This is a genomic window from Lactobacillus sp. UMNPBX17, assembly GCF_002553735.1.
GTDB classification, from domain to species: domain Bacteria; phylum Bacillota; class Bacilli; order Lactobacillales; family Lactobacillaceae; genus Lactobacillus; species Lactobacillus gallinarum.
Genome location: NZ_PCYT01000006.1, coordinates 22,932 through 45,594, shown reverse-complemented (window position 1 = coordinate 45,594; position 22,663 = coordinate 22,932). Strand labels below are relative to the sequence as shown.

21 protein-coding genes are annotated in these 22,663 nt (G+C 36.7%); 16 read left to right on the top strand and 5 right to left on the bottom strand.

What is annotated here, in order from left to right; translation table 11 throughout:
• Window positions 1-186: 186 nt before the first annotated feature.
• Window positions 187-2,136 (top strand): sucrose-specific PTS transporter subunit IIBC, encoded by a 1,950-nt coding sequence (locus CP368_RS02160; protein WP_098045720.1) that lies wholly within the window; start codon window positions 187-189, stop codon window positions 2,134-2,136.
• A 268-nt stretch (window positions 2,137-2,404) separates the two neighbouring features.
• Here CP368_RS02160 and CP368_RS02155 read toward each other — a convergent pair whose 3' ends face one another.
• Complete coding sequence (locus tag CP368_RS02155) at window positions 2,405-2,455, bottom strand: hypothetical protein (RefSeq protein WP_324170368.1); 51 nt, start codon at window positions 2,453-2,455, stop codon at window positions 2,405-2,407.
• 379 nt (window positions 2,456-2,834) lie between these two features.
• Between CP368_RS02155 and CP368_RS02150 the strand changes: the two genes are divergently transcribed.
• The 3 genes from CP368_RS02150 to groL all read left to right on the top strand — a co-directional run bounded on the left by CP368_RS02150 (window position 2,835) and on the right by groL (window position 5,513).
• Window positions 2,835-3,368 carry a hypothetical protein gene (locus CP368_RS02150; protein WP_098044056.1) on the top strand — a complete coding sequence of 178 codons (534 nt, stop codon included), beginning with the start codon at window positions 2,835-2,837 and terminating at the stop codon, window positions 3,366-3,368.
• A 179-nt stretch (window positions 3,369-3,547) separates the two neighbouring features.
• Window positions 3,548-3,832, top strand: coding sequence for a co-chaperone GroES (gene groES / locus CP368_RS02145; RefSeq protein WP_003627770.1), 285 nt, complete (start codon window positions 3,548-3,550; stop codon window positions 3,830-3,832).
• Window positions 3,833-3,884: 52 nt separating this feature from the next.
• Window positions 3,885-5,513 carry a chaperonin GroEL gene (groL, locus tag CP368_RS02140; RefSeq protein WP_025005191.1) on the top strand — a complete coding sequence of 543 codons (1,629 nt, stop codon included), beginning with the start codon at window positions 3,885-3,887 and terminating at the stop codon, window positions 5,511-5,513.
• A gap of 168 nt (window positions 5,514-5,681) precedes the next feature.
• Here the strand turns inward: groL and CP368_RS02135 are convergent, their stop codons facing one another.
• From CP368_RS02135 to CP368_RS02120, 4 genes are read right to left on the bottom strand one after another with little or no spacing between them, the layout of a single operon-like run.
• The gene (locus tag CP368_RS02135; RefSeq protein ID WP_098045719.1) at window positions 5,682-6,974 is read right to left on the bottom strand and encodes an ABC transporter substrate-binding protein; all 1,293 of its coding nucleotides are present in this window, start codon (window positions 6,972-6,974) and stop codon (window positions 5,682-5,684) included.
• Window positions 6,974-7,642, bottom strand: coding sequence for a response regulator transcription factor (locus CP368_RS02130; protein ID WP_098045718.1), 669 nt, complete (start codon window positions 7,640-7,642; stop codon window positions 6,974-6,976). The genes CP368_RS02135 and CP368_RS02130 overlap by 1 nt, the downstream gene beginning before the upstream one ends.
• Entirely contained in the window at window positions 7,635-8,936 is a 1,302-nt protein-coding gene (locus tag CP368_RS02125; protein ID WP_098045717.1) for a sensor histidine kinase, read from the bottom strand. Before CP368_RS02125 ends, CP368_RS02130 begins: the two co-directional genes overlap by 8 nt.
• On the bottom strand, window positions 8,936-9,919 hold the full coding sequence (locus CP368_RS02120) for a substrate-binding domain-containing protein (RefSeq protein ID WP_098045716.1): 984 nt from the start codon (window positions 9,917-9,919) through the stop codon (window positions 8,936-8,938). Before CP368_RS02120 ends, CP368_RS02125 begins: the two co-directional genes overlap by 1 nt.
• 210 nt (window positions 9,920-10,129) lie before the next feature.
• Here CP368_RS02120 and CP368_RS02115 point away from each other — a divergent pair, with 210 nt between their 5' ends.
• The 12 genes from CP368_RS02115 (at window position 10,130) to dinB (ending at window position 22,662) form a co-directional block, all read left to right on the top strand.
• Window positions 10,130-10,573: a PTS sugar transporter subunit IIA gene (locus CP368_RS02115; protein ID WP_098045715.1), complete on the top strand. Its 444-nt coding sequence runs from the start codon at window positions 10,130-10,132 to the stop codon at window positions 10,571-10,573.
• 18 nt (window positions 10,574-10,591) lie between these two features.
• The gene (locus CP368_RS02110) at window positions 10,592-11,095 is read left to right on the top strand and encodes a PTS sugar transporter subunit IIB (RefSeq protein WP_098045714.1); all 504 of its coding nucleotides are present in this window, start codon (window positions 10,592-10,594) and stop codon (window positions 11,093-11,095) included.
• A gap of 40 nt (window positions 11,096-11,135) precedes the next feature.
• Window positions 11,136-12,005 carry a PTS sugar transporter subunit IIC gene (locus CP368_RS02105; RefSeq protein WP_098045713.1) on the top strand — a complete coding sequence of 290 codons (870 nt, stop codon included), beginning with the start codon at window positions 11,136-11,138 and terminating at the stop codon, window positions 12,003-12,005.
• Between the two features lie 2 nt (window positions 12,006-12,007).
• Complete coding sequence (locus tag CP368_RS02100) at window positions 12,008-12,850, top strand: PTS system mannose/fructose/sorbose family transporter subunit IID (protein ID WP_098045712.1); 843 nt, start codon at window positions 12,008-12,010, stop codon at window positions 12,848-12,850.
• Between the two features lie 22 nt (window positions 12,851-12,872).
• Window positions 12,873-13,217, top strand: a complete 345-nt coding sequence (locus CP368_RS02095) for a PTS fructose transporter subunit IA (RefSeq protein WP_098045711.1) — start codon at window positions 12,873-12,875, stop codon at window positions 13,215-13,217.
• A 154-nt stretch (window positions 13,218-13,371) separates the two neighbouring features.
• Complete coding sequence (gene mutS, locus CP368_RS02090; protein WP_098045723.1) at window positions 13,372-15,948, top strand: DNA mismatch repair protein MutS; 2,577 nt, start codon at window positions 13,372-13,374, stop codon at window positions 15,946-15,948.
• Window positions 15,948-17,858 (top strand): DNA mismatch repair endonuclease MutL, encoded by a 1,911-nt coding sequence (gene mutL / locus CP368_RS02085; protein ID WP_098045710.1) that lies wholly within the window; start codon window positions 15,948-15,950, stop codon window positions 17,856-17,858. Before mutS ends, mutL begins: the two co-directional genes overlap by 1 nt.
• Window positions 17,859-17,861: 3 nt before the next feature.
• Complete coding sequence (gene ruvA, locus CP368_RS02080; protein ID WP_025005189.1) at window positions 17,862-18,452, top strand: Holliday junction branch migration protein RuvA; 591 nt, start codon at window positions 17,862-17,864, stop codon at window positions 18,450-18,452.
• Between the two features lie 47 nt (window positions 18,453-18,499).
• Window positions 18,500-19,516: a Holliday junction branch migration DNA helicase RuvB gene (gene ruvB / locus CP368_RS02075; RefSeq protein ID WP_087176006.1), complete on the top strand. Its 1,017-nt coding sequence runs from the start codon at window positions 18,500-18,502 to the stop codon at window positions 19,514-19,516.
• Between the two features lie 58 nt (window positions 19,517-19,574).
• On the top strand, window positions 19,575-19,988 hold the full coding sequence (yajC, locus tag CP368_RS02070) for a preprotein translocase subunit YajC (RefSeq protein ID WP_199161213.1): 414 nt from the start codon (window positions 19,575-19,577) through the stop codon (window positions 19,986-19,988).
• A gap of 108 nt (window positions 19,989-20,096) precedes the next feature.
• Window positions 20,097-21,548, top strand: a complete 1,452-nt coding sequence (zwf, locus tag CP368_RS02065) for a glucose-6-phosphate dehydrogenase (RefSeq protein ID WP_098045709.1) — start codon at window positions 20,097-20,099, stop codon at window positions 21,546-21,548.
• The gene (dinB, locus tag CP368_RS02060; RefSeq protein WP_098044060.1) at window positions 21,541-22,662 is read left to right on the top strand and encodes a DNA polymerase IV; all 1,122 of its coding nucleotides are present in this window, start codon (window positions 21,541-21,543) and stop codon (window positions 22,660-22,662) included. The genes zwf and dinB overlap by 8 nt, the downstream gene beginning before the upstream one ends.
• Window position 22,663: the final 1 nt, after the last annotated feature.

Below are 22,663 nucleotides of genomic sequence, written 5' to 3'. Positions count from 1 at the left end.
TATTTTAGTAGATAATAAAAAATGTGTCAAACGCTTATCATATTTTATATCAGCAAAATTGGCTTATTAAGTCATAAGTCTGTAAAATAAATAAAGAAATTTCTGTCAAACGATTGACATATTTCATGAATGCGTTATCATAGTTAGTGAATTGAGAATAAAACGTTTACATAGGAGGAAACAAATATGGACCACAGAAAGGTGGCTGAACGAGTAATTAAAGACGTGGGCCGCGACAATATTATCGCTGGTGCTCACTGTGCTACTCGTTTGCGTTTAGTTTTAAAAGATGACTCAAAGGTTGACCAAAAAGCATTGGACAACGATCCAGATGTTAAAGGTACCTTTAAGACTAATGGCCAATATCAAGTTATTATTGGGCCAGGGGATGTTAATGATGTTTATGATGAATTCATTAAGATCACTGGCTTGAAAGAATTATCAACCGATGATTTGAAGAAGGTCGCTGCAGAAGGTAAAAAGAAGAATCCAGTAATGGATTTCATTAAACTTTTGTCTGACATCTTTGTTCCAATCATTCCAGCCTTAGTTGCTGGTGGTTTGTTGATGGCTTTGAACAACTTCTTGACTTCACCAGGACTATTTGGTTCTAAGTCAGTTGTTCAAATGGCACCTAATATTGCTGGCCTTTCTAACATGATCCAAGTCATGTCAGCTGCTCCATTTATCTTTATGCCAATTCTGGTAGGTATGTCGGCGGCTAAAAGGTTTGGAGCTAACCAATTCTTGGGTGCTGCAATCGGTATGATTATGACCACACCTAACTTGGGTGGTGCTACTAAGTTCTGGGATATCTTTGGTTTACATGTTGCACAAACTAACTACCAATACCAAGTTATTCCTGTCTTAGTATCAGTTTGGGTATTATCAATTTTGGAAAAGAGATTCCACAAATGGCTTCCATCTGCAGTTGACTTTACCTTTACACCACTTCTTTCAATTATGATTACTGGTTTCCTTACTTTTGTAATTATTGGACCAGTCTTCAAGGGTATCTCAGACGCTATTACTAATGCAATCGTATGGCTTTACAACACTACTGGTGCCTTTGGTATGGGTGTCTTTGGTTTGACTTATTCAGCAATTGTTACTACTGGTCTTCACCAAAGTTTCCCAGCTGTTGAAACTCAACTTTTGGCAGCATTTGCTAAGAATCCAGCAAGTTCTGGTGACTTTATCTTTGTTACCGCATGTATGGCTAACGTTGCTCAAGGTGCCGCAACCTTCGCAGTTTACTTCTTGACTAAGAACAAGAAGATGAAGGGGTTGGCAAGTTCATCAGGTGTATCTGCACTTCTTGGTATTACTGAACCAGCATTGTTCGGTGTTAACTTGAAGTACAAGTTCCCATTCTTCTGTGCTTTGATCGGTTCAGGTGTTGCTGCTGCATTTGCTGGCTTCATGCACGTAACTGCTGCAGCTCTTGGTTCAGCTGGTTTCCTTGGATTCCTTTCAATTTATCCAAAGACTATCCCAATGTGGGTTGTCTCAGTTGCAATCAGTTTTGCAGTTGCATTCATTCTTACTTACGTTTATGGTAAGGGTCACTTGAAGGAAGAAGTTGCTGAACAAGACGTTCCAGTAAACGATGCTGATGATTACGCTGAAGAAAACCAAAAGGCAGAAAAGCTCGGTAAGGAGGAATTATCATTAAAGGATGAAGTTATTGCTTCACCAGTTGATGGTACTCCAGAAAGCTTAACTAAGGTTAACGATCAAGTATTCTCAGCTAAGTTAATGGGTGACGGTGCTGCTGTTATCCCTAGTGACGGTACAATTTACTCACCAGTTACTGGTACTGTAACTATTGCTTACGAAACTAAGCACGCATACGGTATTAAGTCAGATGACGGTGCTGAAGTATTGATTCACATCGGTCTTGATACTGTAAACCTTAAGGGTGAACACTTCGAAAGCTTTGTAAAACAAGGTCAAAGAGTTGAAAAGGGCGATAAGCTTGGTACAGTTGACCTTGATGCTGTGAAGAAAGCAGGTTACGACACTACTGTCATGGTAGTAATTACTAACACTGCTAACTACGCAAATGTTCAACGCATTACCGACGCTGGCGACAAACACGGTGATAATTTGATCGCTGTCACAGCTCATAATTAATCATTAACTTATATAACTTACACTTCTCTAGAAAACAAAAAAGTTAAAAAGATAGATAAAATAAAGAAGACACTAAGAAAGATTATTTCTTGGTGTCTTTTTGTGTAATTAATATGTGAATGGACGAAATATGTTATAATTTAAGTAAAGAAAAAAGGAGACACAAAGGTCTCCTTTGCAGCCCGCTTTAAGAGCGGTGGCTAAAAATTATAAGATTGACGAACGTCTACTCAAATAACCTGCCAAAGTTATTGAATTGAGTGGCGTTTTATTTTTTGTCGTGATGATCGATGTAGGTCAGCAAAGCCAACACAAACATCCCAAACAAGAGCATCAAAGAAATGCAATCGTAAACCGACATGGTTGAACCCTTTCTCTAGTTTATTGACCATAGACCTCACCTCCGGGAGGTAAAACAACCACCGCTCATAAAACTTTCTGCGGAAATAATTATATCGAAAGCTAGTTCGCAAAGAGGAGACGAACAAGTAAAAAAGCTCGCAATTGCGGGCTTTTTTAGTATGTCTATTTAAAACAAGAATCTAATTAACTTAATTCTTTTGCTGATTTGACCAAAAGATTCCAACTAATTGGATTTTTATGCTGAAATAGAGTAAAGATGTGAGTTGATTAAATTTTGATTATTAGTAGTGTTACACCTTAACAACATGCTATAATTTTGGCTAATTAAAGGGGAGATGATGAGAATGAAAAAAAAGAAAAATGAAACACTAAAAATCACTTGGATCATGACCGCTGTTTATTGGGTAGTTGGTCTATTATGCATGTTTTGGGGCAAGATAGATCATGCTTTTGCTAACCAAGTAAAAGATATTAACAATGTGTATGCACTGACCTTATTAATTATTCTGATTTTGCCACTGCTTTTTTCAATCTTATTATCCATGAAAGTGAAGCCACCACGTTTAATTTGCAATCCACTGGTTGCCGTAATTTACTTGCTAATCGTAATTGCAGCAGGGATGGCATATAATTTTCAAAATATTATTGGCTATTTCTTTCCGATTATTCTTTTTGTTTTGATGGCATTTTTGGCAATCTTTTATGCTTTGCCTAAAACCATTAGAAATAAGAAAAATAGTAAATATTATTTCGTTGATGGTAAAGATAAAGAGGAATGTAATAGCTTTTGGGATGCATATAAGCAATATTATGCGATGGGATTAACCTCTGGCATTATTGAAGGTTTACTAACTGTAGTTTTTAATTAAAAATAAGATAAAAATAAAATTAGCACTCTTTTATAAAAAGTGCTAATTTTTTCTTGCTTTTTTTAATAAAACAGGTTATTATCATATTTGTAAGTTAGCACTTAAGAAATAAGAGTGCTAATCACTGATAAAGATATCAAAATTTTAAAAAAGAAAACTAATTATAAGGGGGACTAAACGTGTTACAACCAATCGGTGATCGCGTGATCGTAAAAGTTAAAGATGAAGAAGAAAAGACTGTTGGTGGTATTGTTTTAGCATCTAACGCTAAGAAGAAGCCAACTGAAGGTGAAGTTGTAGCCGTAGGTGAAGGTGCTTACGCATCAAACGGTGAAAAGATTCCTATGTCAGTTAAGAAAGGTGACGTAGTTCTCTACGATAGATATTCTGGCACCAACGTTGAATACGAAGGTGAAAAGTACTTAGTACTTCACGAAAAAGACATTTTAGCAATTGCAAAATAATTGACGCAATTATTAGAAATTAAAATACGAGATTAAGGAGCATAGATAACCTATGGCAAAAGATATTAAATTCTCAGAAAACGCAAGACGTTCACTTTTAAAGGGTGTTGATAAGTTAGCTGATACTGTTAAGACTACTATTGGTCCTAAGGGTAGAAACGTTGTTTTGGAACAAAGCTATGGTAACCCAGACATCACTAACGATGGTGTTACTATTGCTAAGTCAATTGAATTAAAAGACCACTACGAAAACATGGGTGCTAAGTTAGTTGCTGAAGCAGCTCAAAAGACTAACGACATCGCTGGTGATGGTACTACTACTGCTACTGTTTTAACTCAAGCTATCGTACGTGAAGGTATGAAGAACGTTACTGCTGGTGCTAACCCAGTTGGCATTCGTCGCGGTATCGAAAAAGCTACTAAGGCTGCTGTTGATGAACTTCACAAGATCAGCCACAAGGTTGAATCAAAGGACCAAATCGCTAACGTTGCTGCTGTTTCATCAGCTTCTAAAGAAGTCGGTGCTTTGATTGCTGACGCTATGGAAAAGGTTGGTCACGATGGTGTTATCACTATTGAAGACTCACGTGGTATTAATACTGAACTTTCAGTAGTTGAAGGTATGCAATTTGATCGTGGTTACTTATCACAATACATGGTAACTGACAACGACAAGATGGAAGCAGACCTTGATAATCCTTACATCTTGATCACTGACAAGAAGATTTCAAACATCCAAGATATCTTGCCATTACTTCAAGAAATCGTTCAACAAGGTAAGTCATTATTGATCATTGCTGACGACGTAACTGGTGAAGCTCTTCCAACTCTTGTTTTGAACAAGATTCGTGGTACTTTCAACGTTGTTGCTGTTAAGGCTCCTGGCTTTGGTGACCGTCGTAAGGCACAATTACAAGATATCGCTGCATTAACTGGTGGTACTGTTATTACTGAAGATCTTGGTCTTGAACTTAAGGACACCAAGATTGATCAATTAGGTCAAGCTCGTCGTATCACTGTAACCAAGGACTCAACTACTATTGTTGACGGTGCTGGTTCAAAGGATGCTATTGACGAACGTGTTGACACTATCAGAAAGCAAATCGAAGACTCAACTTCAGACTTCGACAAGAAGAAGTTACAAGAACGTCTTGCAAAACTTACTGGTGGTGTAGCTGTTATCCACGTTGGTGCTGCTACTGAAACTGAACTTAAGGAACGTCGTTACAGAATTGAAGACGCTTTGAACTCAACTCGTGCTGCCGTTGACGAAGGTTACGTTGCTGGTGGTGGTACAGCTTTAGTAAATGTTGAAAAGGCTGTTCGTGAAGTTAAGGGTGAAACCACTGATGAACAAACAGGTATCAACATTGTTCTTAGAGCTTTGAGCGCACCAGTTCGTCAAATTGCTGAAAACGCTGGTAAAGATGGTTCAGTAATCTTAGACAAGCTTGAACACCAAGAAAACGAAATTGGTTATAATGCTGCTACTGATAAGTGGGAAAACATGGTTGACGCTGGTATTATCGACCCAACCAAGGTAACTCGTACCGCTTTACAAAACGCTGCTTCAATTGCTGCTCTTCTTCTTACTACTGAAGCTGTTGTTGCAGAAATTCCTGAACCAAAGCCAGCACAACCAGCAGGTAATCCTGCAGGCGCACCAGGAATGGGAATGTAATTGTAGCTCTTAATGCTTTAGCATTTAGAGATACAATTCTTGATTACGAAGTAATCAAGTTCCTTAAAAGAATGCTGTAATGCAACACTCTCACTCTATTTCAAGAAAACAAATAAATATTAAAAACTTCGAAGTTGAAAAAAGTTCATCTTCGAAGTTTTTTTGTATTTAATTTTTCAATATAGAATTAGCTTGTTGTTGAATATAGAAGAGATGTTTATCTAGTGTATTAGTATCTAAGGCGTTGATTATGGAATGATCCAATGTGTTGTAAACTTCACTCCAATTTCTAAGTTTAGGTTGATTCCAACCATTATTCATGATGGCGTTCAGCTTAGTAGTAGATAAACTACCTTGACTATTTTGATTTAAAATCTTTTGTGTTTTCTGATTTAAAACGACCTGTGGTAAAACCGAGCATCCCTTGTTAACTTTCATTGCTTTCTGTTGAACCTTGGGATTAAGACAAAGTGTCTTCAGAAATGACCATGCTAGTTTGGGATTGCGAGCCTTTGATGCGATTGCAAACATGGAAACATCTATTTGAGTTGCCTTAGCATTCTTAATATGAGGCATTTGCAAACAATTCCAAGTAAAGCTTTTTTCATTAGTTACATAATAAGGATAAGAAGTATAGGTACGATATTTAGCTAAATTAATAGGCGTAAATGCAACCTTTCCTTTATCAAATAATTGGCTATCAACTTTTCTTGTATGACCAACATTTTGTAAATACTCGATTAAATTAAATCCTTTAATAGCCGCATTGTTAGTTAACTGAATAGGATTATCTTTAGATTTACTAAGTTTGTAATTATAAGCTAATAGAGCGTTGTCCCATTTATAGTCAGAGGTAATTCCCAGATCTGGATCCTTGCTTTTAATAAGTGCTAATTGATGACAAATCTTTTTTAACTCGGTTGGGGACCAATTAAATGATGGAATGGATAATTTATTTCTTAAAAGTAAGTCCTTATTCATTACCATAAATTGAGGATTAGCTTGAAAGGGTAAAGCATACTGATGATCATTCAAGTTACCAGCATCAAGAGCTACCGAATAAAAGCGATCAGGTGATATTTTGTCTTCAGCCATAAAACCTGACAAATCTTTAAAAGCACCATCATGTGCCAGTAGATTGAATGAATTGTCAGGCACAATCATTAAATCAGGGGTTTTACCTTGAACGATTTTTTCGCTAAGCCAGTTACGATAGTCAGATTTCTGAATTCCATTTTCGTATTTAATCTGAACGTGGGGATGCTTCTTCTTGAATTGTTTGATGGCATAGTCAAAAGCTTGATATTGATGATTATTAGGTACGTCCCAGGAACTACCACTATAAATACCAATTGTTAAGACATGTTCCTCCTGCCAAGCTTGATATTTTATTATTGCCGTAATCACAATTAGAAGAAACAAAACACTTAAATATAAAATATCCTTTTTTGTTTTAGTCATTAGCTAAAATCCTTATTAATAATGCCTTTTTGTACGGCCCAAATAGCTAATTGTGTTCTATCATGTAATTCTAGGCAGCTCAAAATTTTAGAAATATAGTTTCTAACAGTTCCTTCTGATAGAAATAACTTTTTAGCAATTTCCTTGTTAGTTCGCCCCAAGCCAACTTGTTGTACTATTTGTAATTCATTTTTACTTAAATTCTTTGCCTGGGTATCATCGACCGAAATAGAATAGTTAGATTGTGCCATTTTAGAAAAGAGACGGAAAACTTTACCAGCAATGTCTGGATTAATCATGGCTCCACCCGAATATACAGTATCAATTGCTTGATATAAATCATCAGGGGATACGCCTTTAAGTAAATAGCCTGAAGCACCGTATTTTAAAGCGCTGAAGATAAAATCATCATCATCAAAAGTAGTTAAAATAATGACCTTGATATCAGGATATTTTTCCTTAATATGTTTGGTACAAACCGTGCCATCCATTACCGGCATGCGAATATCCATTAAGACGATATCCGGTTTATTTTTTTCGATACTTTCCAAAGCTTCTTGACCATTGGTTACAGTATCGGTAATAGAGTATTTAGGATTAACCTCAAGGATAATCTTGATTGAATCCTTAATTAATTCCTGGTCATCAGCTATAAGAACTTTAATCATTATTATTACCTTCCTTAGGAATCATTACGATAGTAGTAAAACCAGCTTTACCGTCAAATTTAATTTGACCACCTAAACTAGATACTAAATCTTGCAAGTAATTTAGGCCAACTCCTGGCTCAAAATCAGGAGTACTGAGGCCATTATTGTGGATTATTAACTGATAATAGTTGTCTTTCATACTACATATAATCATAACTTGAGTAGCATGACCGTGCTTGAGAGAATTAGTAAAGGTTTCCTCAATGATATGAAAAATCACATCTTCTGTTGTTTTTTCTAATTTTTCAGCATCCCAGTTGTATTCTAAGTCAATTTGAAGGTGAGATATGTTTTGAAACTTATTAAGCAAACCTTCAAGTGCAGCCTTGAACGTGTAATTATCTAGTGCTCCAGGTCTGATTCTATTTAAAGATTCGCGAATATTCAATAGACCTTCTTTAACAGAATCAGAAACTTTTCCTAATTGTTTTTTAGCAGCGGTGGGATTGACGTCAATCAGCACGATAGCTGCATCTAATCCTACGGCAAAACCGGTAAGAGTATGACCAATTGTGTCATGAATATCACGGGCTAATCTTTCTCGGTCTTTATCGTGGGAGATATGTTCTGTTAAATCCGCCATGGATTTGAATTCTTCACTAATTGCTAATTTATTTTTGAGCTCTTGTTCACGTGTAATAGAGTAGTGTGCATACAAAACCAAAATAATAATAAAGAGCATTAAATTAGTTAAAGAAAGTAAGTTGCGAATAAAGGAAATAATGGATTCTGTTGATTGTGGTAAAAAAGTGATGTATGAGGATAGACTTGGTGCCTTGATCATTTCATTAATTAAATTTTGATCAGAGATAGAGAAAAGAATAAGCAGAATAAAGCCAGTCGATAGCCATAGCCGATATTTATTAAATTCCGCTTCGTCTTTATTGTTAAGAAAAAGATTGATGAAAACTAAGAGAAAGATTCCGTTGTAAGCCATATTTAGTGAAAAGAAAATGGCTAATGCTAAAACAAGTTCTAATAGAAGAATGAGATTGTTTTTAATCTTAGTTAGGTCAGCATTTTGTCTAAAAATAATGATGATAGCCAAAATAAAGAAAAGAATTAAACTTCTTGAAAAGATTACCATTGGACTAGTAGGAATAGAATTTAATCTAGTTAGCAGTTGATAATCTAGTTGATTTTCATTGATGTAGCGGCTAATAAAAAGATATAGAGAAGCATTAAATAAAACAGCGAGAAAGTTAATTCCTAATAAAACATTTCTTAATTTAACGATTTGATGAAATTTCATTATTGCCACCCACTTATATTATGCTGATCTAAATTATTTTTATTAATTAGATAGACTGGAACAATGATCTTTTTAGGTACCTTTTTATGCTCTATCAAGCGGTAAGTTGCATTAATAGCTATTTTAGCCATCTTAAGCGGAGATTGCGCTGCCGTAGCTACTACGTCCGAATTTAGTGTAAACATCTTTTTCATATTCTCGGAACCGTCAACACTATAAAGGGATACATGATGTGAATAATTAGTAGAATCGATTGCGGCTAGTGCTCCTATTGCAGCCCGGTCATTTAAAGCCATGATGGTGTCAAAATTAGTCCCATTGTTAATAGCTTTTTTAACTAAAGGTAAAGAAATTTCAGATTGTCCATATGTATTTAAACGTTTGACGATCTTGAAGTTCTTTGCCTTTTTACTATGTTTAAGAGTATCAATAAATCCTTGAATCCGTTCAACACCTGAAATGGCAGATCTATGTTCTAGTAGCAAGATTCTGCCGCTTTTTTGTCGTTTGAGCATGTATTTTGCATTTAATTGTCCTGCATGATAATTAGCAGATTCAATTGTACAATCAGCAATTTTCGAATCTTTAAGCGGACTATCAATAATGACAATCTTAATCCCTCTGCTTCTGGCTTCTTTAAGTGCTTGATTTAACTTCTTAGAATCTCCATTAACAGGATTAATAATGATTGCTTGTACACCCTTGTTAATAAAAGAATGAATTTCTTCGATTTGTTTTTGCTGGCTTAGTGCCGGATCGCGATTATAAAGATGATCACCCCGATTGTTAATCTGGTTAGCGATTTGTTCATTAATAATAGGGTAAAACTCATTATTCATCGTCATATAACTGCTGCCGATTTTAATAGGACGGCGTTGTCCTATGTGACAGAAGTAAATGCTTAAAGTCAGCATTATTAAAATAATGGCGATAATACATTCGATTAGTGCATATTTATTTAGATTTAATCGTTTTTTGCTCATAGGATTTTCCTTAAATAATAGCGAGAATTGTATTAAGCAGTATTTAAGTAAAAGTTAATAGTAACTGTATAAATATTATAAGCGAAAAAGTCAGGTAAAAAATGTGACAAATGTCATTAATCAAAATTCGAAACAAGTTACATTTGACACTATGTAAGCGGTTAATTAAATGATAAATTTACAGTGTAAACAAACGAGAGGAGCGAAAATATGAAATATCTGATCATGGTTTCCCATGGCCGCTTTGCGGAAGGAGTTAAAACATCTTTGGAAATGTTTGCTGGGGATGCAAACGATCGTGTATTTGCCTTATGTTTGCATAATGGTAAATCTGCTGATGACTTTAAGCAAGATGTTGAAGACTTTCTTGATCAACACAAATTCAAGGAAGACGATGAGTTTATTATTTTAGCCGATATTATCGGTGGTAGTCCTTTAACTACTTTCTTAAATGTCTTTTCAGCACGAGGCTATTTAGACAGAGCTGTAGTTTTAGGTGGGATGAACTTCACGATGGCATTAACGGCAACCGTTTCTTTAGACACTATGGATAAAGAAGCTATCGCTAAGACGGCATTAAGCGAAGCTAAGACTGCTGTACAACAATATGAAGTTCCATCATCCACAGATAATGATGACGACGATGATATTTAATTTTTAGGAGGAAAAATTATGACAGTATCACTTGTTAGAATTGATGATCGTATGATTCACGGCTTAATTACCACTCGTTGGGCAAAGGAAGTTCCTTGTGACGGCATTATCGCTGTTAATGATAAGGCTCATGATAATCCAATTTTAAAAGAAGCATATAAGTCAGCTGCAGAAGGTCAAGGCAAGAAATGTTTCGTTTGGACTATGGACCACTTTAACAAGGTTAAGGACAAGGTTTTAGCTTCAAACACCCGTTACTTCTTAATTACTAAGAATCCACTTGATATGAAGAAGATTTTAGTAGATTGGGGCTTCGTTCCTAGCGATGTTAAAGAAGTCGTTGTAGGGCCAGGTAATGATCGTCCAGGTGCAATTAAGCTTGGTGATAATCAATCATTTACTAAAGAAGAAGGAGAAGCTTTTGAAGCAATGGCAGAAAAAGGCTACAAGATTCACTTTGCACTTCTTCCAGATAAACAAATTGGTTACTGGGACAAATACAAGAACAAGTTTGGTTATTAAACAATGGTAAATAACTTGAAATAAAAAAGAGGGAATAAAAATGACAATAAGTTGGTTACAAGCTGCCATCCTTGGTTTGTTTGCATGTCTTTGTTCTAACTCATGTATGGCAGGTCAGGCTGTTGGTAACTATACAATCGGTCGTCCACTTGTCGGTGGTTTAATCTGTGGTATTATTTTGGGCAATATTCCTTTAGGTATTGCTTGTGGTGTTGCTACTCAGTTGGTTTACATCGCATTGGTAACTCCTGGTGGTACTGTTGCAGCTGATGTTCGTGCTATTTCCTACATTGGTATCCCTTTAGCAATGGTTGCTATTAGTTCACGTGGTTTGAATCCATTTAGTAGCGATGCTGCTAACTTAGCTAAATCATTGGGTACCTTGGTAGGTACTGTTGGTTCAGTATTATTCTACGCAGTTGCTTTCATGAACTTGATTTGGCAGGCATTTGGTTGGAAAGATATTGAAAAGAATAAGTTAACTAGACTTTATGGCGTTGACTTCGGTTGGCCATGGCTTTCACACTTATGTTTTTCATTCTTACCAACAATGTTAATGACTCACTTTGGTGCACAAGCCGTTACTGCTTTGCGTAATGCTTTACCAATGGACGGTATTCCAATGAAGACGTTGTTCACTGTCGGTGCAATGCTTCCATGTGTTGGTATTGCGATTTTGCTTCGTCAGATTGTTAATACTTCAGTTGACTTTATTCCATTTTTAGTTGGCTTCACTTTAGCTGCTTCATTACATTTGAACTTAGTTTCAATTACTATTATTTCATTGCTTTTCGCTATGATCTTCTACGAAATTGAAATGTTTGGTGTAAAGAAGGATAACGGTCCATCTGCTTCAACTGCTTCAGCTTCAAGCTCAGATGACGATGATGAAGAAGAGGAGGATATCTAATTATGGATGCTGGTAACGAAAAAAAGATTAGTAGGAAAACATTAAATAAATCTTTTAACCTCTGGTTCTGGGGAGCATTAACCTGTTTCTCACAAGAACACATGCAGACATTCGGCTATTTAGCTTCAATGCTGCCAATTATTAAGGAACTTTATCCAAATAAAGAAGAGCAACAAAAGAATATTCACGCATATACTGCATTCTTTAACACAAACCCAATGCTTGGTTCAGTTATTATTGGTACTACCGCTTCAATGGAAGAGGCTCGTGCTAATGGTAAAGGCATTGACGGAGAAACCATTAACGACATGCGTGCCGGTTTGATGGGTCCTATCGCTGGTATTGGTGACTCACTTATTGATGGTACCTTGATTCCTATCTTGCTTGGTTTGGCATTAGGTATGTCACAAAATGGTTCACCAGTTGGTGCAATCTTTTACATCATTGTTTGGGACTTGATCGCATACTTCGGTCAACGCTTCCTTTACTTCCGTGGTTACAAGTTAGGTGACAAAGCCGTATCAATCTTAATTGGTAAACAAGGTAAAGCTATTCGTCACGCTATTTCAATCATCGGTGGTATGGTTGTTGGTGGTGTTTTGGCTAGTTGGGTAAATGTCACTACATCACTCCAATTAAAAGATTCTACTGGTAAGGTATTCTTGAATTTGCAAAAGCAGTTAGATAGTATTTTCCCTGGCTTATTAACTGTAATTGTAACTTTGCTTTGCTGGTGGTTAATGGCTAAGAAACATGTATCAGCTATTTGGACAATGATTATTTTGATCGTTGTCGCACTCCTCGGTGTATTAGTTGGATTCTTCAACCCAGGTTTGAAGTACTAATTTATAGAAAGGTTGATTTCAAATGACAATTGAAGAAATGCAAAATGGTTATAAAAAAGAAGTTAACTATCAAAAACATATGCTTCGTAACTTAGGTTACTGGTTCCAACTTTTCCTAACTATTAGTGCAATAGGTTTAGTCCTAATATATTATTTCCATACATCCATGTTGTTTTTCTTCATTGTCGGAATCATACTAATGGTTATTGGTGTACTAGGAATGTTTACTTTTGGCTATGCATCATGGCGTGGTCGAAAAAATGTAGATCTAGTCATTAAAGATTATGAAAATAAATTAGCAGAAATCAAAAAAATTGATAAAAATCCAATTGGTACAGAAAAAATAAAGTATAGATCAAAAAATTAACTCAATCCCTTCTCTAGGTTAAAAACTTCGAAGTTGAAAAAAGTTCAGCTTCGAAGTTTTTCTTTTCTCTTCCTTTATAGCGTATAATACTTAACAGTAACTCACTCTAGATGAAAATAGGAAAGGGACGTAAATGGCTGAGAAAACAACTCCTATGATGGAGCAATATTATGAAATAAAGAAGCAATATCCTGACGCCTTTCTTTTTTATCGCGTCGGAGATTTTTATGAATTGTTTGAAGATGATGCGGTTAAAGGGGCACAGATTCTAGAATTAACTTTGACACATCGCTCAAATAAGACCAAGAACCCTATTCCAATGGCTGGCGTTCCGCACATGGCTGTGGATACTTATGTGAATACTTTGGTTGAAAAAGGGTATAAAGTAGCTCTTTGTGAACAACTTGAAGATCCTAAAAAAGCTAAAGGCATGGTGAAGCGAGGCATCATTCAACTAGTAACTCCGGGTACCATGATGAATGAAGGACCTAATGATGCCAAGGATTCTAATTATTTAACTTCTGTAGTTACTACTAAAAATGGCTTCGGTTTAGCTTACAGTGATTTATCCACCGGTGAAATTTATTCTACTCATTTGAAGAGCTTTGCCGCAGTTTCTAATGAACTTTTGTCTTTGAGAACAAGAGAAGTTGTGTATAACGGCCCATTAACTGAACAAAACAAGGACTTTATGCACAAGGCAAATATTACGGTTTCAGCACCTACACCAATTGAAGGCGAGCATGCGGAAATTTCGTATGTTGAACAGAATTTGACCAATACAGCCGAAAAAGAGGCAACACGTCAATTAGTCGGTTACTTGCTTTCAACGCAAAAGCGAAGCTTAGCTCACTTACAAATTGCTAAGAGCTATGAAGTAAATCAGTATTTGCAGATGTCACATACTGTACAAAACAATTTGGAATTAGTGGCATCAGCTAAGACCGGTAAAAAGATGGGGTCACTCTTCTGGATATTAGACAAGACCCATACCGCCATGGGAGGTCGTCTACTCAAGCAATGGTTGGCCCGTCCATTGTTAAATGTGGATATCATTAATCATCGTGAAGAAATGGTTCAAGCATTGCTTGATGGCTATTTTACTCGAGAAAATGTGATTGATGCCTTAAAAGGTGTATATGACCTAGAACGTTTAACAGGACGAATTGCCTTTGGCAATGTTAATGCCCGTGAATTATTGCAATTGTCGCGTTCTTTGCAAGCAGTGCCGGTTATTCTTGATGCACTTAATCAATCTGACAGTGATGTTTTGACAGATTTCGCCAAAAAAATTGATCCTTTAAAGGGTGTTGCTGAATTAATTTCTACTACTCTAGTAAAAGATCCACCACTTTTAACCACAGACGGTGGATTAATTAGAGATGGTGTGGATAAACAACTCGATCGCTATCGGGATGCCATGAACAATGGTAAAAAGTGGCTTGTTCAAATGGAAACTGATGAACGTCAAAAGACAGGCATTGACAACTTGAAAGTCGGTTTCAATAAGGTCTTTGGCTACTATATTCAAGTATCTAATGGTAACAAGAGTAAGGTGCCTCTTGATCGCTATACTCGTAAGCAAACTTTAACTAATGCAGAACGCTACATTACTCCAGAGTTGAAAGAGCATGAAAATTTAATTTTAGAGGCGCAGACTCGTTCAACTGATCTTGAATATGATTTATTTGTTCAATTGCGTGATGAAGTCAAGAAGTACATTCCTGCTTTGCAAAAATTGGGTAATCAATTAGCTGCCTTAGATGTTTATTGTGGCTTCGCTACAGTTGCTGAACAAAACAATTATTGTCGCCCATCTTTCCACACTGATAGTCAAGATATTGACGTCGTTAATGGTCGTCACCCGGTTGTGGAAAAAGTAATGACTGCAGGTTCATATATTCCTAATGATGTGAAGATGGATTCTGCTACAAATATCTTTTTGATTACTGGACCAAACATGTCAGGTAAGAGTACTTATATGCGGCAGATGGCGTTAATTGCCATTATGGCGCAAGTTGGTTCATTTGTCCCTGCTGATAGTGCAGCTTTACCTATCTTTGATCAAATCTTTACTCGTATTGGTGCAGCTGATGATTTGATTTCTGGTCAAAGTACTTTCATGGTGGAAATGAGCGAGGCAAACGATGCTTTGCAATATGCTACGAAGCGCAGTCTAGTTTTATTTGACGAAATTGGACGTGGTACGGCTACTTATGATGGTATGGCCTTAGCGGGTGCTATTGTTAAATACTTGCATGATAAAGTTGGTGCCAAGGCACTTTTTGCTACGCACTATCATGAATTAACCAGCCTTGATGAAACACTCGATCATTTAAAAAATATTCACGTTGGGGCGACCGAAGAAAATGGTAAGTTGATTTTCTTACATAAAATCTTGCCAGGTCCTGCTGATCAAAGTTATGGTATCCACGTTGCACAACTTGCTGGCTTGCCACGTGCCGTTTTACGTGAAGCAACTAAATTATTGAAGCGCTTAGAAGCACAGGGGAGTGAACTGGCACCAGTTAGTCAGCAACTTGATTTATTTGCCCAACCAGCAACGGATTCTGATGAAATTGAAGATAATGACAGTGAAAATAGTCCGATGACCGATGCGGAACAAGATGTGCTTGATGATATTTCTAATCTTTATTTAGCTGATAAGACACCATTGCAAATCATGCAAATGGTAGCTGATTGGCAAAAGGACTTGAAGGATGATAAGTAATGGCTAAAATTCACGAGCTATCTGAAAATTTAACTAATCAGATTGCAGCGGGTGAAGTAATAGAGCGTCCGGCTAGTGTAGTTAAAGAACTTGTGGAAAATTCACTTGATGCTGGTGCAACGAGAATTAGAGTCGATTTTATTGATGCCGGATTAAAGCAAATTGTAGTCCAAGATAATGGAACTGGAATTGCACGTGATCAAGTAGATTTAGCATTTACTAGGCATGCCACAAGCAAGATTAACAATGAGCATGATTTGTTCAAGGTTTCTACTTTAGGATTTCGTGGTGAAGCTTTAGCTTCAATTTCCGCTGTTAGTCATGTCGAAATTGTGACAGCCACAGAAAATGCGATTGGGATTAAGGCAGAATTTAGTGGCGGCAGTAAAAAAGGCCAAGAAGATGCAGCGTCACAAAAAGGAACTAAAATTACAGTTCGAGACCTATTCTTTAACACGCCTGCGCGATTAAAGTATTTACGTAGTCCACGGACTGAAATTATGAAAATTGTGGATATTATTAACCGTTTATCTTTAGGTTATCCGCAAGTTTCGTTTACCTTGTCAAATACGGGTAAAGTTTTACTCAGAACAACTGGCAATGGCAATTTAAAACAGACGATCGCTAATGTATATGGCCGTCATATTGCTGAAAAAATGGAAAGTTTTGAAGCAAAAGACAGTGATTTTAAGATTACAGGATTAATGTCCAAGCCGGAATTAACTCGTTCTACGCGCAACTTTATCTCGATCTTATTGAATGGCCGTTATATCAAGAATTTTCAATTGAATAATGCCATTATGGATGGCTACGGTTCAAAATTAACGGCACGTCATTATCCTATTGTCGTGATCGCTATTCATGTTGATCCATTATTAGTAGATGTGAACGTCCATCCCACTAAGCAAGAGGTACGTTTATCTAAAGAAAAAGAACTTAGTCGTCTGATCACTGGTGCTATTAGCGATGCTTTGCTAGATAAAACTGAACAAAGTAGTGGCTTTGCCAATTTAGAAAATAAACGTGAGACTTTAGTTGATCAATTAGAATTCAATTTGAATCAAGATGTTGTCAATACAACGCGTAAGACGCCAGAAGTTCATGAAGAAGCTGAGAAGGCAGAATTTTTAGTAAAACAAGAAGCTAAAAAAGCTGAGGAGCCTAAAAAAGAAACTACGCATAACTATGTGGATATCAATATTCCACGTGAGGATGATCAATATATCATTACTAAAACCTGGGATGAGAATGTTGCCTTGCAACAAAAATTGATGCCGTTTAGCAATAAAAAGGTAGATCAAGAAGTTATTTCAACTGGGGATGAAACTTTAGCCAATAATTTGCCGCGCCTTGCTTATGTTGGGAAAATGGATACGTATATACTGGCTGAAAATGATGGTGACTTATATTTGATTGATCAAGTGGCCGCCAGACGCCGTCTTCAATTTGAACAAATCTATCAAACTATTACTTCTAAAAAAATAGTGCAGCAAGGTTTGCTGACACCGATTGTGTTGGAATTTGGCAATTTAGATTTTTTGCAAATTAAAGATAAAATTGATCAAATTAAGCAACTAGGCATTTATTTAGATGAATTTGGTCAGAATAGTTTTATTGTGCGTTCGTACCCTACATGGATTCATGAGCATGTCGAAGAATCCATCCGTGAAATTTTGGATAATTATTTAAATCTTGATAAGGGTAAATCGCAAAATTTATTTAAACGAGTAGCGGCTTTAGAAGCTAAACACAGTGTTAAAGGTAAAATCAATTTATCCGCTGCAGAAGGTGCACAAATTATTGCGGATCTGCGTAAAACGTCCGATCCTTATCATGATGCAGATGGCCAGTTAATTTTAGTGCGGATAAGTCAGAACGAGTTAAGAAAAATGTTCAAGAAGGATGAATAATAAATGTACGAATATTTTGAAGGAATAGTTACAGTTATTACACCAAGTTATATCGTAGTCGATGTAAATGGCGTAGGTTATAAAGTATATAGCCCAACTCCTTTTGCTTACCAAAAGGGAGATAAAGCTAAGATCTTTATTGAACAAATTGTAAGAGATACAGGAATTACTCTTTATGGTTTTCAAAGTGAAGATGATAAGGGGCTCTTTCTTAAACTCTTAAGCGTTAGTGGGATTGGTCCTAAGAGTGCCTTAGCAATCATGGCAGCTGAAGATGCCAACTCTTTAGCCGAAGCAATTGAACAGGGAGAAGTAAAATATTTAACTCGTTTTCCTGGTGTCGGCAAAAAGACGGCGTCTCAGATTGTGCTTGATTTGAAGGGCAAGCTAGGCGATTATGTTGCTCGACTTGATCGTCAAGATGAAGAACAAGGAAATATCCCGCCAGCATTGAATGATGCTTTGTTAGCATTAATTGCTTTAGGTTATACTCAAAAAGAAGTCGACCGCATTACTCCTAAGCTTGAAGAAGTTAATGCAGATACAGCCGATCAATACATTAAAAAAGGTTTAGCATTACTGCTTAAGAAGTAGATCTTGTTATAATAGTAAATATTGATATAAGTGAGGAAGTGAAACTGGTGGCAGAAAATGAAGATGCAGTAACTTCAGGTGAAGTAGAAAATTCTGAAGAAGAACAAATGGAATTGTCTTTAAGACCCCAAACTTTGGATCAATATTTAGGTCAAAAGCGTGTTAAAAAAGAAATGTCCATTTATATTAAAGCCGCAAAACAGCGTGATGAGGCTTTAGATCATGTCTTGCTTTATGGACCACCAGGTTTAGGTAAGACAACTTTAGCTTTTGTAATTGCAAATGAACTTGGCGTGCATTTAAAGAGTACAAGTGGTCCTGCAATTGAAAAAGCGGGGGATTTAGTAGCACTACTTTCAGATCTTGATCCAGGGGATGTGCTTTTTATTGATGAAATTCATCGTCTTGCTAAGCCTGTTGAAGAAGTTTTGTATTCAGCAATGGAAGACTACTATATTGATATCGTAATTGGTGAAGGGCAGACTACACATGCTGTTCACGTGCCGTTGCCACCATTTACTTTGATTGGGGCAACAACCTTGGCTGGTCAATTATCTGCACCACTCCGAGATCGATTTGGTATCGTTGAACACATGCAGTATTACACAATTGATGAACTAGAAAAGATTGTCCAACGATCAAGTGATGTTTTCCATACTTCAATTGCACCTGAGGCGGCTCATGAATTAGCCCGAAGGTCTCGAGGAACGCCGCGTGTAGCTAACCGTCTTTTGAAACGTGTTCGTGATTTTGCGGAAGTTAAAGGTGAAAAGACAATTTCTCTTGCTACAACTGAAGGTGCATTGAAGCAGCTTCAAGTGGATGACGAGGGGTTAGATCAGACTGACCGTCGTTTGTTACGGACAATGATTGAAGGCTACAATGGTGGACCTGTTGGCATTAGAACCTTGGCTGCTAATGTAGGTGAAGATATGGAAACAATTGAATCACTCTATGAGCCTTATTTGTTGCAGCATGGATTTATTTTGCTTACACCACGTGGGCGAATGGTGACAGACAAGGCATATTTGCAATTAGGTTTTCCTGTTCCAGGTGATAAATAATATTATTTTCTGTATAATAGACATAATATCTAGACAATAATTTTATGAGGTGAAAGATTTGAATACTTTATTTTTAGCAAATGCTGGCGCTGCTGGTGGCAGCAACATGATGATGATCATCTTGTTCATCGTTTTGATCGGTTTTACTTACTTTGGTATGATTCGTCCGCAAAAGAAGCAACAACAACAAAGATTGCAAATGATGGATAAGTTGAAGAAGGGTGACGGCGTTGTTTTAGTTGATGGTTTGCACGCTAAAGTTGATAAGATCAACAGTGACAAGACTATCGTAGTAGATGCAGACGGTATTTACTTAACTTTCGAAAGAATGGCTGTTCGCCGCGTTATTCCTGCTGCAGCACCAGTTGAAGAAAATGATGCTCCTGCAGCAGATAAGACTGAAGATGCACCTGCTAAAGAAGATACTAAGAGCACTGATGCTTCTTCAGATGAAACTAAAGAAGACAAATAATTAATAATAGCAAAAGCGTCAATTCAGACGCTTTTTGTTTTGCCATGAAAAAGCTTGTTGTAAAATAGAAATGATTTAAAAAAGCAAATTAAAGAAAAGGATAGTATTATGAAAAATATTCCTGTAGTTATGATTATTTTTGGTGGTAGTGGTGATTTAGCTCACCGTAAGCTTTACCCAGCTTTGTTTAATTTGTATCAACAAGGCTTAATTCATGATAATTTTGCCGTAATCGGAACAGCTCGTAGACCTTGGTCACACGAATATTTACGTGAACAAGTTAGTGATGCTGTTCATGAAACTCACGATGAGGTTGATGAAAATAGTTTAAAGCATTTTGCTAGCCATTTTTACTATCAATCACATGATGTTACAAATGTTGAACACTATGAGACACTGAAAAAATTAGCTCAAGAATTAGACGATCGTTATTGCGCACATGGCAACCGTCTCTTTTACATGGCAATGGCTCCAAGATTCTTTGGCACGATCGCTACACATATCAATGACCAATGCTTAACAGGTAGTGGCTTCAATCGAATCGTAGTAGAGAAGCCGTTTGGTCATGATTTGGCATCTGCCGAAAAATTAAATAAAGAAATTACCGCTTCGTTTAATGAAGATGATATCTTTAGAATTGACCACTATTTGGGCAAAGAAATGGTTCAAAACATTATGCCAATGCGTTTTACCAATCCTTTAATCAAAAATATTTGGTCAGCTGATTACATTAAAAATATTCAAGTCACTTTGGCAGAACGATTGGGAGTGGAAGCACGTGGTGGATACTATGATACTTCCGGTGCTTTGCGTGATATGGTTCAAAATCATATCTTCCAAATCATTACTTTGCTTGCTATGCCAGAACCCAAAGATTTAACTTCTGCTAGTGTCCACAAAGCTAAGCAAGATTTGCTTGAAAGCATGATCATTCCTAGTCCAGAAGAAGTAAAAAAGGATTTTGTTCGCGGTCAATATTTAGGTAGTGATACTACTTTTGCTTATAAGCAAGAACCAAATGTTGATGAAAATTCTACTACTGAGACCTTTGTAGCTGGTAAAGTTAAATTTAAGGAAGGCCCAATTGCCGGTGTGCCGATTTACTTTAGAACTGGTAAAGAATTTAAGGAAAAGAAGAATAGAATCGATATCGTATTAAAGCATATCAATAATCCTTATGGTCAAGCCCATTCCAACAATATTACGATTGAGATTGATCCTACTAGCAAGATTTATATCACCATTAATGGTAAAAAGATCGATCAACCAGGAATTAGACGCGAAGATTTAACCTATGAATTTTCAAAATCTGAAATGGTAAAAGTTCCAGACGGCTATGAGCGGCTTTTACATGATGTTTTTGTCAATGATTCAACTAACTTTACCCATTGGAGCGAATTAAAACGTTACTGGGAATTTATCGATTCTGTTGAAGCTGATTGGCAAAAAGAAAATGAAGCAGGCAATGCCAAAATTGCTCAATATTTGCCATATAGAATGGGTCCAAAGGAAGCAAACGATATCTTCGAGGCTCCAACGGAACATTGGATTTATGAATAAGCAAAATTTATTGCCGCAAAACGACATCCATCGTCGGATTATACATCTGGATATGGATGCTTTTTACGCTTCAGTTGAAACTCAAAGAAATCCAGAATTAAAAAATAAGGCACTAGTTATCGGGCAAGATCCTCGTAATAATGGTGGGCATGGAGTTGTAGCAACTTGTAATTATATAGCTCGAAAGTACGGCGTTCATTCGGCAATGCCTGCGATTAAGGCGGTTAAGTTGATTCCAAAGTCAGAATTAGTTTTTATTAGACCTGACTTTAAGAAATATCGTAGCGTGTCAGCCGAGATTCATTATTTTATGCATAATATTACAGATAAGGTAGAATCAATTGCTTTAGATGAAGCTTATCTTGATGTCACCCATAATAAGTTAGGACAAAAATCCGCGGTCCAATTAGCAATTAGCTTGCAACGCCGGATTAGAACAGAGCTTGGACTGAATTCATCTTTTGGCGTTTCTTATAATAAGTTTTTGGCTAAAATGGGGTCAGAATATGCCAAGCCCTTTGGCAGAACCGTTATTTTGCCTGATGAAGCTAAGCAATTTTTAGGGATGCAAAAAATTGAAAATTTCCCAGGCGTAGGTCCTAAAACGCAAGAACAGTTACATGAGATGGGGATTTATACAGGTGCGGATTTGCAGCAGGTTGATGATTTTGTTTTAATTAAAAAGTTCAAAAAGATGGGCTACTTCTTAGCGCAGCATGCACATGGGATTGATTTGCGCCCGGTCATTGCGGATTCAGATGCAAATCGTAAATCGATTGGTATGGAACGCACTTATGAGCCGGCTATTTATACACGTGATGAGGCGTTGACGCACATTCGGCATTATTGTAAACATTTAGAAGAAGAACTAAAAAAGCGTAACTTTTTTGCCCAAACTGTAGTAATAAAAGTTAGAGATAATGATTTTGATACTGTGACTAAGCGCAGAAAATTGACGAAACCGTCAAATAGCCAGTATGATTTCTATGACAGCGCCCGTGATTTGTTTGATAAAACCAGTAACTTTTTGGAAAAAGGTATTCGGTTAATCGGGGTAACTGTTACTGATTTTAAGCAGGATGAATATCAAGCAATCAATTTATTCGATTACTAAA